Genomic DNA, 14,107 nt, shown 5'->3' on the forward strand with positions numbered 1-14,107 from the left:
AGTGGTTATCTGTTCCTGTACTTTTTCGCAAGCTTTTGCCGGCCTTTTAGGACAGAAGGGATATTTGAAGCCAAAACTTTTTGCTTTTTATTTACGGCTTTATCTAGGATGTTGATTCTTAAATAGTAACCACTTTAGAAATAGCGTAAATTATTCAATTTAGATTTTTTTTCCTATTTAAAGATAGGTTTTTTTTTAAAAAAATTTGAATTTTTTGATACAAACATAGAAAAATTCACCTATTGGACGGACGATTGTTGTTAAATAAAAAGCCCTGAAAAATTTAGAGGATTTTTATTTATCTGGTCCTGAAAAAGGTTGACTAAAAATCGATAAAAATAGTCATCCTTATGAATTTTAAAAAAAACATCCGCCCCTGCACAAGAATACAGCAAAGCATTCAAAAGGCAGGTTGTCTCCGAATATGAACGGGGATTATTTACAAAATTACAATTACAGATTCAATACAATATTTGAGGTGATTCACGTATTTCCAGATGGTTAATAAATAGGGTAACTTTACTTATAAAAAACAACTAAGTAAAGGCAGACCTATGAAAGATCCCCATAAACAAAAGATTAAGCAGCTTTATCGAAAAAGGACGAAGAGCTCAAAGTATTTAAGGAATTTATAGAAATTGCAGAGCGTGAGCTAAAGATTGAAATTGTAAAAAAGTCTGGTTCCAATCAATCCAGGAAATAAGGCCTGATACCAATCTTCCACTGCAAGATATCTTCCGATTGTTTGGATACAGTAAGCAAGCTTATTACAAAAGGAAGAAACAACCTGATTCTAGAAATCATCAAGACAGGATTATAGAATTGGTGTTATCAATTCGTAAAAAGATGCCTAAAATAGGTACTCGAAAACTTTACGTCTTACTTAAGAATGATTTTGAAAAAGAGAATCTTCAAGTAGGGAGAGATCAGTTGTTTAAGATTTTAAGAGCCAATTTATCTTTTAATCCCCAGAAGACATAGCTATTGTAAAACAACGAACTCCAGACATTGGATGAAGAAATATCCCAATATCATCAAAGAGAAGGAGCTGGAATGTTTCGAGAAGGGATGGGTTGCAGATATTACCTATCTAAAGGCTAAAGAGAGAAATTATTATCTCCATTTAATTACTGATGCTTATTCAAAAAAAATTGTCGGCTATGAATTGAGTGATAATCTACAGACAAGTTCTACATTGAAAGCATTAAAACAAGCCATAAAGAATCGAGTCTACAAGCATTCTTTAATTCATCATTCAGATAGAGGTTTACCGTATTGTAGTAGAGGATATACTTAAATTCTCATTAGCATGACCGAGAACTCGGATCCCTATGGAAATGCCATAGCGGAAAGAGTGAATGGTATTTTGAAATATGAGTTTGGATTGATTGACATCTTTGAAGACTTTAAAAATCTCTCACAACAGCTTGATCAATCAATCTATTATTACAATAATGTAAGACCTTATTTTTCTTTGAATTATAATATTCCAAGCCAAGTGCACATGAAAAATAATGTAAAATTAAAAACCTATAAAAAACAAAATCAGAATAGGAAAATTCCTACTCTGATTTAAGTATAGTTGAGTTATTAAACTAGTCAACTTTTTTCAGGACTAGTCAATTTTAGTAACCAAATATTTCAGTGAGATTGAGTTTTTTCACCTCACCCAGTTTCTGCATATCGGTTTCATTTACTTTGTTTTGAGCTGCCACAATGCAATATGTGTAATTTTTGTTTTTCATTTCTTTATCATGGAAAGTATTGATGTCAGCAAAAGACAGTTTTGGTGCCTGTTCATAGACGTTCTTTCTGATATCTGAATTATTTCCAAGCCTTTGGGCTTTCAGATAAGAGAAAATAATACCATCCTGAGAAATTCTTTCAGAAGCGATAGTTTTTTTCAATCCGCTTTTGGCTGTTTCAAATAATTGCTCTGATTTTGGCAGGGTAGTCAAAAGCTCATTCATGGCAGATGAAGCCTCATTGAATTTATCAGCCTGAGTTCCTACATAAGCCATAATACTGTTTTTATCTTCCTTCTTGCTTGGAAGAGCAAAGTAAGAATAAGTAGAATACGCTAATGCTTTAGATTCTCTGATCGTCTGGAAAACAATAGATCCCATTCCGCCTCCAAAGTAGTTGTTGAATAAACTTACAGTAGGAGTAATGGTTGAGTTGTACTGTTCAGAGTTTCTAGCCCAGAAAATCTCAGCCTGTACCATGTCATAATGCGCAAATAAGACCTTGTTCTTATCGGTCGGGATCTGTGTAAAGGTTTTAGCCTTTGGAAGTTCCTTAAGCGCTGCAGGAAGTTTGTGGATAGGTTTTAAAGAAGCAACAGTTTCTGCTCCTGTTTTAGGTCCATAATACAGTACTTTATGCTTGAAGTTGAATAAATCATGAAGGATATTCACAAGATCTTCAGCTTTTAAAGCATCCAGTTCAGGATCACTCAAAACATTGTTGAATGGATTCTGTGCTCCGTATTGTGCGTAGCTTCTTAATCCGGCCATAATGGTTGCTTTATTTTGCTTGGCATTAGCTCTGGCTTTCTTAAGTCTTGTTTTGTAGGCATCTAATGCTGCTTGATCTGCTTTAGAGTTTTTAATCAGATCTTCAAATAAAGCAATGGTTTTATCAAAGTTTTCGTTTAAACCTTCTAATGAAACATATGTTTCTTCATTGGCTGCACTAACTTTAAAGCTTGATGCTAATTTGTAAAACTCTCTGCTGATAGTTTCAGATGATTTATCATTGGTTCCTAAATACTGCAGATATTCTGCTGCCAACGGAAGCATTTTGTTGTTCCATTTTCCGGAATCAAAGTGATAATACATTCTGAATAGAGCATTGTCTGTATTTTTTACAGAAAGTACATCTACATCACCCAGTTTATTTTTAGCAATGTCCTTATCATAGTTTAACCATACTGGAGCAATTGCTTTTTCAGGCATTTCATCAATCTTTTTCAGGAAAGAGGATTGGTCTTCTCTGTTTACTGAAACAGGAGTGATGGTTGGTTTGTCAACCTTTACAATACTCTTATCTTCACCTTTTTTCTTGTAAACCCCTACATAATTATTGTTCTGAAGATATTTGGAAACGAAATCCATAATATCTTTCTTGGTAAGCTTAGAGATTTCTTCAATATACTCCAGGTTTGCTTTATGATCTACTTCAGAAGTAAATTCATCCATTAAGAGGCTTGCTCTTGAAGAATATTTTTCATCCTTTTGAATAGTATTTTTCTTTTCATTGTTAACGATCGACTGAATAAGATCATCAGAGAAATCTCCTTTTCTTAATTTATCGATTTCCTGAAGAAGAAGATTTTTCACTTCATCCAAAGACTGTCCCTCAGTCGGTTTCCCTTGAAGAAGCAATACTGAATAATCCTTTAAAGCATATGGGAATGCGTAAGCAGCCAATAGCTTTTGTTTTTTTACAAGATCAAGGTCAATTAACCCAGCCTGTCCGTTGGTAAGCATGCTTCCTACGAAATTTAACAGCCTTGCATCTTTGGTGGAAGCACCGGGAAATCTGAAACCAAGCATCACGCTTTCAGAATCAGGACCTATCACTTCTTTTATTACAGGAGATGTAATTGCTTTTTCCTGTCCTATAACATATTCAGGAACCTGTTTAGATTTCATGTAAGAGAAAGCCTTGTCAATCTTGGCAATCACTTCATCCGGATTGAAATCTCCGGACATAATGATTCCCATATTGTTAGGAACGTAATAATTGTTGTAGTATTCTCTGATGGCATGTAGAGAAGGATTTTTCAGGTGCTCAATAGTTCCGATGGTAGTCTGCTTTCCATAATTGTTATTAGGGAAAAGATTGGCAAACATCATATCGTAAACCTTGTCTCCATCATCGTCCAGCGATCTGTTTTTCTCTTCATATACTGCTTCAAGCTCTGTATGGAACAATCTAAGAATAGGTTCTCTGAATCTTTCTGATTGTAGCGTAAGGAATTTATCAACAACATTAGAAGGAATATCTTCTGTGTACACTGTTTGTTCAAAAGAAGTGAAGGCGTTAGTACCGTCACCTCCCATACCAGCCATCATTTTGTCGTATTCATTGGCAATCGCGTATTTAGCAGCCTCTCCGGAAACCCTGTCGATTTCTTTATAGATCTCCTTTCTTTTAGCTTCATCCTTTGTCTGATTGTATTTCTCGTAAAGAGCATCAATCTGATCTAAAAGAGGTTTTTCTTTAGCCCAATCTTTAGACCCGAATTCGTTGGTTCCTTTAAAAAGCATGTGTTCCAGATAATGGGCAAGACCTGTGTGATCTGCAGGGTCTGTTTTACTTCCTGCTTTGGTGGCAATATATGTCTGGATTCTCGGTTCCTTGTTGGTTGGACTCAGAATAACCGTTAATCCGTTTTTTAAAGTATAATATCTTGCCGCAGTAGGATCATTGGTAACAAACTTATATTTGTACCCGTTGGAAGTAGCTTCTTTCCATTGATAATCCTGTCCGAAAGCATGGCCTGCAAAGCTTGCTGCTGCAATACTTGTGACGATGGTTAGTTTTTTAAACAGATTCATTGTTTTGGTTGTGTTTTATTTTAGTTTTTAAATTCTTAATTGAATTGCGCTAACAAATCTTTGATTCTTCTCATAGCTTCTCTTAATTCCTCTTCAGAAGCTGCATAAGAGAATCTGATACATTCCGGACTTCCGAAAGAGAATCCTCCAACACATCCTACATGAGCGTTTTCCAATATGAACATAGCGAAATCATCAGAGTTTTTAATTTCAGTCCCATTCAACGTTTTTCCGATATAATGCGAAATATCCGGGAAGAAGTAGAAAGCAGCCTTTGGAAGCAATACTTTAAATCCTGGAATTTCCTGGATAAGTTCATACACAAGATCTCTTCTCTTTTTGAAAGCGTCAATCATGTATCTGTATTCTGATGGATCGGTTTTTAAAGCCACGATAGAAGCTCTCTGCGCTACAGTATTAGCACCGCTGGTCATTTGTCCCTGTACTTTTTCACAAGCTTTAGCTAACCATTCAGGACATGCAGAATATCCGATTCTCCATCCGGTCATGGCGAAAGCTTTTGACATTCCGTTAATTACTGCGGTCTGTTCATATACTTCAGGGAACTGAGCAATGGAAGTGGTTTTTGTTTCATAGTTGATGAATTCATAGATTTCATCTGAAATAATAGTCACATTAGGGTATTTAGCAACCACTTTAGCAATAGATTTCAATTCATCGTAAGTGTAATATCCTCCTGATGGATTACACGGTGAGCTGAAAAGGATCGCTTTTGTTTTATCAGTAATCGCTTCTTCAAGTTGTTCAGCAGTTACTTTGAAATCTGTAACATAAGAAGTAGGAAGCATTACAGAAGCTCCACCCATCATTTTAACCATTTCATCGTAGCTTACCCAATAAGGTGCAGGAAGTAAAACTTCATCACCATCATTGATAATAGCTGCTAAAACGTTTAAGATAGCCTGTTTTGCACCATTTGAAACACAGATCTGAGTAGGTTTGTACTCCAGATGGTTATCTCTTTTTAATTTATAAGCAATAGCTTCACGCAATTCCAGAAATCCAGGAACAGGAGAATAGTGGCTGTAATTTTGATTAATGGCATCGAATGCTGCCTGTTTGATATTATCCGGTACATCAAAATCCGGTTCACCAAGGGTTAAGCTGATCACATCAATTCCGTTCGCCTTCATTTCCCTTGCTTTATTAGACATTACAAAAGTCTGTGAGTATCCTAGTCTTTTTACTCTATCTGAAAGTTTGTCCATTGTATTTTTTTGAATTTTAACAAATATATAATAAAAAGGCCTTGCAGGAGAAATAAAAAAGGGGCAGGTTTAAAGATTTTTATCAGGTTTCAAAGGTTTCACTATATTTGGAGTTAATGTTGTTTTTTGATACAATTTGTGTTGGAAACAAGATTTTAAAAAAACTTAATTCCATGAAAAAGATATATAAACTCTTATTTTTAGCATTAGCCTGTACCGTATCTGCCCAGAATTACCGCTTTGTGTATGAATACAAAATGAGATCTGATATTGATCATAAAGATTCCCAGATTACAGATTATATGAATCTGGATTCAGACGGGAAGAAATCTTATTTTTATAATGCTGTTAAATATGAAAGAGATTCTATTTATCTGGCAGATAAAGACCTTAAGGCACTGTTTAAGAGTAAAAATTATGACAGAAATTTAGGTTATATCATTGAAAAGGACTATTCAAAAAGAGAAGCCAATTTATATGATAAATATAAAACGGTAAATCTTGTTGTAGCGGATTCTGAAGGTCCAAAATGGTCTGTACAGAAAGAATTTTTAAATATCAATGGAATGAATTGCCAGAAAGCCGTTACCCAGTACAAAGGAAGGGAATGGGAAGCTTGGTTTTCCAAGGATTACCCTATCAGCGATGGGCCTTATAAGTTTAATGGTCTACCGGGGCTTGTCGTTAGAATTAAAGATGCAGATAATGATCATGTTTTTACTATGATTCAGGTGAAAAAAGTGAATTCGATATTTAGTTTTGTTCCTAAAAACAATAAAAAAATGACTGACCAGGAATACCGGAAACTTTTGAAAGATGACATATTTAGTCCTGAAGATATTGAAAGTATCAATATAGACGGGCAAGCAGGGAAAATGGGAATACAGTTGAAAGATGGATATGTTACTCAATTGGAACTGAGCCAGATTAAAAAAGCAGGGAAGGGAAATGAAGATGCGGAATTGGGAAGACTGCTCAAAAAAAGTAATAATCCTATTGAAAAAGAAACGGTAAATTAAAAAGAAACTTGTATTATTTTTTGAGATACTCTTTCTGAAAATTTGAATAAAGCCAATAAAAACTTATTTTTGCAGATTATAATAATTCACATGTCTACATCGTTACTATTAAAATATTTTCCGGATCTTACCGAAACACAGCTAGAACAGTTTGCAAAGCTGGAAACCCTGTACAATGAATGGAATGAAAAGATCAACGTAATTTCCAGAAAAGATATGGAATCGTTGTATGAAAAGCACGTTCTTCACTCGTTAGGAATTGCTAAAGTGATGGAATTTGCTCCCGGAACGAAAGTATTGGATATCGGAACCGGAGGCGGTTTTCCAGGAATCCCATTGGCCATTCTTTTCCCGGATACAGAATTTACCCTGATTGACTCTATTGGGAAGAAAATTAGCGTAGTGAATGCTGTAGCGGAAGGAGTGGGACTGAAAAATGTAACAGCCATCCACGGAAGAGCGGAAAAACTAAAAGAAAAATTCCACTTTGTAGTCAGCAGAGCGGTAACTCAGATGCCAGAATTCTTAAGATGGCTGAAAGGAAAATTTGAAAAAGAACAGTTTAACCCTAAACATAACGGGATTTTATATTTAAAAGGTGGAGATCTTGCTGAAGAACTTGCCGGACTTAAATGTGAAATTTTTAATCTGAAACACTATTTTGATGGAGAATTCTTTGATACTAAAAAAGTAGTTTATGTATCAAAAGGAAATTTTAATTCCTAATTTTATTTAAATTAGGAATATTTTTGCTAAATATGCATTGATAATCAGAAAATTAAAAGATTATGAAAAAGCTTCTAAATATTGGATTTTCAGCATTATTGTTTGGTTTTGTATTGGTTTCGTGTAACGATGATGATTATCAAACGATCGAATCCATAGATAAGGTCAAAATAGACAGTGTAAAGATTACCAATGATACTATGGATATCTTTGCAATACAGCATATTAAAACATATTCCACTTATTCATCTCAGTGCCAGGGCTTTTATGCCTATGATTATATTTATGAGGGCAATTTTAAAAGAACTGTGACCGCCTATAAGTATATTTCCAATGGTCCTTGTGCTCAAAAAAGCTATTCAGCAGTTAATCAGATTAATTTCAATCCACAGAGAATAGGGAAGTATACTTTTACTTTCTGGAACGGAGGAAATAACTGGATTACAAAAACGATTGTAGTGAAATAATGAAATTGACCTTTGTATTCTGTCTGTTGGCAGCCAATGTTGTGTCTGGACAGAAAATGATCTGGAAGGAAGAACAAAAGCTGGTATGGGATAATTTTAAAAGTCCTGTCAACAGAAGAAATAATCCGGATGTTGCAGCGTATACCAATTGTGGTTGGGAATATTCTGTGGTGAAATCCAGCAATCCGAAGTCACCGGTGAAGATTGAAATAAAGACGATATTCAACGAAGATAAATCGTGGAAAGACGTTAAAAAAATCAATGATTATATTTTGCTGCATGAGCAGAAACACTTTGATATTGCAGAACTTTTTGTAAGGAAATTCAGGAAATCTGTTGCTGAAAAGATCAGAAATTCCGGTGATTACAACAGGTTATTTAAATCAATTTATAATACAATATCCATTGGATATAAAAGCTTCCAGATGGCCTATGACAAAGATACCCGTCATGGAATGGATGAAGTAAAACAGGCAGAATACAATGCTGCCATCTCTCAAGAATTAGAAAACCTTAAAAGCTACCAAGCCCTTTGAAATTCCTCAATAAGATTATTCACGAACTGTTGGCACAAAACCCGGATCTATCTGCGTTTAACATCATTCTGCCCGGAAAACGTCCCATTGTATTTATCCGGCAGATTCTTGAAGAAAACAACTATTCCGGATTTCTTCCCAACTTTTTTACCATTGAGGAGCTGATTAATACGATTGCCGATAAACAGGTGATCCAGGGAATTCCACTTTGGCTTTTTTCATTTGATGTATACCGAAGCCTGAACCTGATTCCACGAGATAATTTTTCTGACTTTTTGAAGTGGTTTCCGACCCTTCAGAAGGATTGGGATGATATTCTGAAGTTTTCAGACAGCGATCAGGCGGTTCTACAATACATGTTTGATGAAGAGAGGATTAAAGAATGGGCACAGGATCTTGGTGAAGATGATGATGTACCAAGGAAGAAGTTTCTTAATTTCTGGCAGAACATGAATGTCTTTCTACCTGAATTAAAAAGCAGGCTGCAGGAAAAGAATTGGGCGACCTCAGGAATGATTCACGAGGCTGCTAAAGCGAGTATCTCTGATTTTGCAAAGGATACCTCGGATCAGTTTGTATTCTGCGGATTTAATGCCTTTACGCCTGTTGAAGAAAAACTGGTAAGAAGTCTTTTGCGATGGAATAAGGCTCAGTGCTTTTTTCAGGCAGACCGTTATTATTTTAATGACGAAAGACAAGAAGCTGGAAAATTTCTCAGAAACCATAAAACATGGAAGGAATTTGATGATAACAGAGCTTTCCAATGGATAGAGGACGATTTTAATCAACCTAAAAAGATCAAAGTATATGAAGTTTCCGGAAATGTAACCCAAACCAAGGTGCTGCCGGAGATCTTTAAGGAAATCAACAATAAAACGTATTCCAATACAGCGGTAGTTCTGCTGGATGAAAATCTTCTTCCTGCGAGTCTGGATGTGATGCATGGAGTAGATAACCTGAATATCACGATGGGATTCCCATTGAAGAATCTGTCTTTCTCCAATGCAGTAAAACGACTTTTCTATCTGCAGAAACAGTTAGAAAAAAATAAAACTTCGTATTACTACAGAGATGTATTTCCTATTCTTGAAGAGCTTCCAAAATCGGCTAAAGATGAGTTGATCATCAATGATTTTAAAACGAAAATAGAAGAGAGGAATATCGTGTATATTTCTAACAAGCTTTTGAGTGAGCTTCTAGGAGAATTGTCTTATTTCAAACTTCTTCAAAAGGCTGCAAGTACAACTGCTTATCTGGATATTCTGATTTCATTTTGTCATCAGGTAAAATGGTTGGAAATAGATGATATACAATACGAAAACGTATCTCACTTCGAGAATGCCTTTAGGGTTATTAAGAACCAGTTGACTCCCTACAATATTGAGATTAAAATGGAAACGTTGGAGATTCTCATCAACCAGCATATCAATTCTGAGAGTATCGATTTCCAGGGTGAACCTTTAAGAGGATTACAGATTATGGGATTGCTGGAAACACGTCTTCTGAATTTTGAAAATGTGATCCTGCTTTCGGTTAATGAAGGGAAGCTTCCATTAGGGAATTCGCAGAATACTTATATTCCTTTTGATATCAGAAGATTCTTTGATCTTCATACGTTTTTGGAAAACGATAGTATCTATGCCTATCACTTTTACAGACTGATCCAGGATGCGAAGAATGTTCATTTGCTGTACAATGCTTTAAGTTCGGGAGTGAATACAGGGGAAAAAAGCCGCTTCATTACCCAGATCGAAATGGAAAGTTCTCATGAGATTGAACACCTGATTATTGAGAATTCTTCAGAACCCATTACCACAAAACCAATAGAGATTTCCAAGACGGAAATCGTGAAGGAGCGACTTCAGAAATGGAAGGAAAGAGTGTCAGCTTCTCATCTTACAAGCTACTTGTATAATCCTATTGATTTTTACTTATCGAAAATCCTGAACACTTCAGAATCGGATGAAATTGAAGAAGAATTATCCGTGAAGAATTATGGGAACTTAGTTCACTATTCACTTCAAGAAGTTTATGAAATTTTAAAGGGTAAGGTTTTAAAAGAAAGTGATTTAGAAAAGTCAATTAAAGCAATAGATAAGTATATAAATATTGCGATTGAGAAGTTGAAACATCAGCCTGAATTCTATGAAAAAGGGATGAACTATATCCACAAAGCCATCGCAAAAAAGGTGATTGAAAATGTACTTAATCATGACCTGGATCTTATCAGGCAAGGAAATACATTAGAGATTATTGACATCGAAAGAAGGTTCGAAAATGTGGAGTTTTATCTTGACGGGAAGGATAAAATTTCTTTCATGGGATTTATCGACAGAATTGATAAACTGAACGGAACGTTAAGGATCATTGATTATAAAACGGCTAAAATTAAAAACCTTCATGTAAAAATTGATGAAGATAATGTAGAACAGTATTTTCATAACAGTGACAGAAAACAGGCGCTACAGCTTTGTATTTATCATTATGTGATACAGCATCTTCCTGAGTTCTGGGGCTATCCAATTGAAACAGGCATCTGGAGCTTTGCAGAGGCTAAAAAAGGAATGGTTTCTCTTGTTTTCGACAAAGGAGACATTGATGATGCCATGAGGTCTGTTAAAAGCCTTATTCTTGAAATTCTGAATCCGGATATCAACTTCGTGGAAACAGTGAAGTCTTATTAAGTTTTTGCTAATTTTCTCGCTCCTTTCTTGCAGAATTTAGAAATGGTCCACCTAATGTTGTGTTTAAATATTTTTTTAACGCAACGCTATAATGATTCTAATGTTTTATTTTGAGGAACAAAGAATAGCGACTTTATCGCTGATGAAGCGGCACGGTTATGCGTACGCTTAGAAAGAATCAATGAAGTTGATTCCATCTTTGCTTCCTTGAAATATTGCAATTGCATTATAAAATCTTTGCGTTAAATTTAAACGGCAATACTATTTTTTTTCAATAAACTTTGATGGTCATTAAGCGTTTTGTTAGTAATAAATACTTTTTTAAGTTCTTCTTGAATAGGGAAATAGATGATATTTTTTGTCGGATTTTGTGGTATAATTGTATCTTTACGGTAAAATTTTCATACATATAAAAACAGGCTTTCTCATGAAAAAACTCCTGATTTTGGGAACTGTCATTTTTTCTCTATTTCTTAAGTCTCAACAGATTAACGATTCCCTGAATACCAGATTACAACATGTAACCAAAGACACAAAGTTTGGTTTAGCGCTGAGTGGAGGTGGTGCAAAAGGATTTGCCCACATCGGAATTCTGAAAATGATAGATTCCCTTGGAATTAAGGTGGATTATATCACAGGAACCAGTATGGGTGGTATTTTGGGTGGGTTATATGCTATGGGATATAATGCTGACCAATTAAAGAAAACCATTTATAAAGTTGACTGGAATAGGATTCTGAGCAATAAGATTCCATACAGTAAGGTGAATATCAGTGAAAAGGATGAATATGATAAATATATTCTGGAATTTCCTGTTGTAAAAGGGGTTCCAACGCTTCCCAGCTCTTATATTGAAGGGCAGTATATGGGTGAAGTTCTGAATACACTAACCTTTAACGCGAAGCATATCAATGATTTCAGTAAATTAAGAATTCCGGTAGAGCTCACTTCCTCAGATATTGAAAACGGAGGTCTCATTATGCAGAAAAAAGGATCTCTGCCGCTTGCCATTCGGTCTACGCTGGCTATTCCTGCTGCTTTTGCTCCCGTTTATATTGATGGAAAACTATTGGTAGATGGTGGATTAGATCGTAATTATCCAGCCAATGAAGTTCGGCAGATGGGTGCAGACTTTGTGATTGGTGGCTATACAGGGTTTAGGCTTTTTACGAAAAAAGAGATTGAAAACCCGATGAAAATGATTTATCAGACCCATGCCATTCGTTCAGTGGAAGATTTTAAGCATCAAAAGGCTTTATCCAACATTCTGGTAGACTTTGTGGATCCTTTGGGGGATATTACCACAAAAGACTTTGCAAGGTTCAGAAAGATCATTAAAATAGGGGAAATAGAAGCCAGAAAACATCTTCCGGAATTTATTGCCCTCGCAGAAGCTCAAAAAAAGCTGGGGATTAAGTACGAACATGAAATGATTGAGGAAGTAAAACTTCCCACCACAAAATTCACGTTCAGTGAAGAAAACGGAACACCTCTAACCGATGAAGTTGAAATTGCTGTAATTAAAAAGGAATTGGGATTAACGGAAGGGAAGTATTATAATGTGAAAACGGTGAATGAAGCAATAGACAGGGTATTTGGAGTACGTCAATATGAAAAAGTGTATTATACCTATACAAACGAAGGAGATGGACTTGTGATGAATATTTTCGTTAAAAAAGCTAAGAAAGGAGCCTTTAAGTTAGCGCTTCACTATGATACGGAACAATCGGTGGGAATTATTGTGAATTATACTTACCGAAATATTCTTGCCAATAGATCCAGATTTCTGGCTACCATCGATATTTCAGAACGTTTTAAGGCAAGATTGGCTTACCAGCGCTTTCTGGGTAGTGGCGATCATTGGTGGATAGATCTTGAAGCCAAAATGGTTCATCTTAAAAGTAATGATTTGATTTTCAGATCGTATGGATATGATGACGGGGACTACGCTACAAAGTTTCCTAACCACATGTATAGGAATATTACCGGAAAAGTAGCACTGAATTATAATATTACTCCTAATGCTTTTATCTCTTTGGGAACAGAATTCAGTACAGAAAGGATGTATACCTTGTTGGATAAAATAGACCAGGCGAAAGTTGATAATTTTAGTAAAAAGCTCTATAATCACAGTAATTTTAATGCTTTTCTGAAGTTTGAACAGAATAATCTGAATAAAAAATACTTTTCTACCAGAGGAAATCACCTACAGATAAGCACAAGACTGTATTTTGGAGATCAATATAAATTGTATGATCTTCAGGTGGTACAGCCTCAGTTATATCCAATTTTAAATCCCGAAACACCTGGTTATTCAGTACCTAAGAACCTGCTGTCATTTACGTTGAATGAAAATTTTGCGCATCCTATTACAAGAAGGCTGGCTGCCAAGATTAATCTTTTTCTGGGAACAAGTTTTGGTGCATACAGCGAAGAAACCGTCCCATATTTTTTCCTCAATCAGAAGTATAATATAGGGGGAAGTGAATACAATTATGATTTGCTAAATCCTGAGTTTAACGGCCTTCGTCAAAAAGAATTACCAATGAACTCTATAGCTAAACTGGGAGTATCTCTTCAGTATAGAATTATGAAAAGGTTATATTTAACACCTTCTTTCAGCTATGGGAAAGTAAGTGAGGAGTTTTCTCCTTTCAATGATAGTTTTGCAATGTTCGGGTATGGAGTGAACCTTGGATATGAATCTCTTATAGGCCCCATTAATCTTAATATTTCCAGAAATAACCAGCTTGATTTTTCAAGAATATATTTCAGTATTGGGTTTAAGTTTTAAACCGATATTAGTTATAAAATAAAAAACTCCTTATTTAAATGATCAGTTTGAATAAGGAGTTTTTATTTGTTTTAAATCAGTGTTTTA

General features: G+C 35.2%; 8 protein-coding genes and 1 pseudogene. 7 read left to right on the forward strand and 2 right to left on the reverse strand.

Going from position 1 to position 14,107, the window contains the following annotated elements; genetic code table 11:
- Nucleotides 1-354 precede the first annotated feature (354 nt).
- Nucleotides 355-1,576, forward strand: a pseudogene (locus BLS98_RS23020) (IS3 family transposase).
- 49 nt (nucleotides 1,577-1,625) lie between these two features.
- On the opposite strand, the gene BLS98_RS04415 reads toward BLS98_RS23020, so the two are convergent.
- Both BLS98_RS04415 and BLS98_RS04420 read right to left on the reverse strand, forming a co-directional pair.
- A complete protein-coding gene (locus BLS98_RS04415) occupies nucleotides 1,626-4,565 on the reverse strand; it encodes a M16 family metallopeptidase (protein WP_089733949.1) in 2,940 nt (979 codons plus the stop codon).
- A 35-nt stretch (nucleotides 4,566-4,600) separates the two neighbouring features.
- Nucleotides 4,601-5,794 (reverse strand): pyridoxal phosphate-dependent aminotransferase, encoded by a 1,194-nt coding sequence (locus BLS98_RS04420; protein ID WP_089733951.1) that lies wholly within the window; start codon nucleotides 5,792-5,794, stop codon nucleotides 4,601-4,603.
- 173 nt (nucleotides 5,795-5,967) lie between these two features.
- Between BLS98_RS04420 and BLS98_RS04425 the strand changes: the two genes are divergently transcribed.
- The 6 genes from BLS98_RS04425 to BLS98_RS04450 all read left to right on the forward strand — a co-directional run bounded on the left by BLS98_RS04425 (nucleotide 5,968) and on the right by BLS98_RS04450 (nucleotide 14,020).
- Nucleotides 5,968-6,813, forward strand: a complete 846-nt coding sequence (locus tag BLS98_RS04425) for a GLPGLI family protein (RefSeq protein ID WP_167356165.1) — start codon at nucleotides 5,968-5,970, stop codon at nucleotides 6,811-6,813.
- A 90-nt stretch (nucleotides 6,814-6,903) separates the two neighbouring features.
- Complete coding sequence (gene rsmG, locus BLS98_RS04430) at nucleotides 6,904-7,539, forward strand: 16S rRNA (guanine(527)-N(7))-methyltransferase RsmG (protein ID WP_089733955.1); 636 nt, start codon at nucleotides 6,904-6,906, stop codon at nucleotides 7,537-7,539.
- 62 nt (nucleotides 7,540-7,601) lie between these two features.
- Entirely contained in the window at nucleotides 7,602-8,006 is a 405-nt protein-coding gene (locus tag BLS98_RS04435; RefSeq protein WP_089733958.1) for a hypothetical protein, read from the forward strand.
- Nucleotides 8,006-8,542 carry a DUF922 domain-containing protein gene (locus BLS98_RS04440; RefSeq protein WP_089733960.1) on the forward strand — a complete coding sequence of 179 codons (537 nt, stop codon included), beginning with the start codon at nucleotides 8,006-8,008 and terminating at the stop codon, nucleotides 8,540-8,542. Before BLS98_RS04435 ends, BLS98_RS04440 begins: the two co-directional genes overlap by 1 nt.
- Nucleotides 8,539-11,226 (forward strand): PD-(D/E)XK nuclease family protein, encoded by a 2,688-nt coding sequence (locus BLS98_RS04445; protein WP_089733962.1) that lies wholly within the window; start codon nucleotides 8,539-8,541, stop codon nucleotides 11,224-11,226. The genes BLS98_RS04440 and BLS98_RS04445 overlap by 4 nt, the downstream gene beginning before the upstream one ends.
- Nucleotides 11,227-11,653: 427 nt before the next feature.
- Nucleotides 11,654-14,020, forward strand: a complete 2,367-nt coding sequence (locus BLS98_RS04450) for a patatin-like phospholipase family protein (protein ID WP_089733964.1) — start codon at nucleotides 11,654-11,656, stop codon at nucleotides 14,018-14,020.
- Nucleotides 14,021-14,107: the final 87 nt, after the last annotated feature.

The sequence above is a fragment of the Chryseobacterium jejuense genome, assembly GCF_900100075.1.
Taxonomy (GTDB): Bacteria; Bacteroidota; Bacteroidia; order Flavobacteriales; family Weeksellaceae; genus Chryseobacterium; species Chryseobacterium jejuense.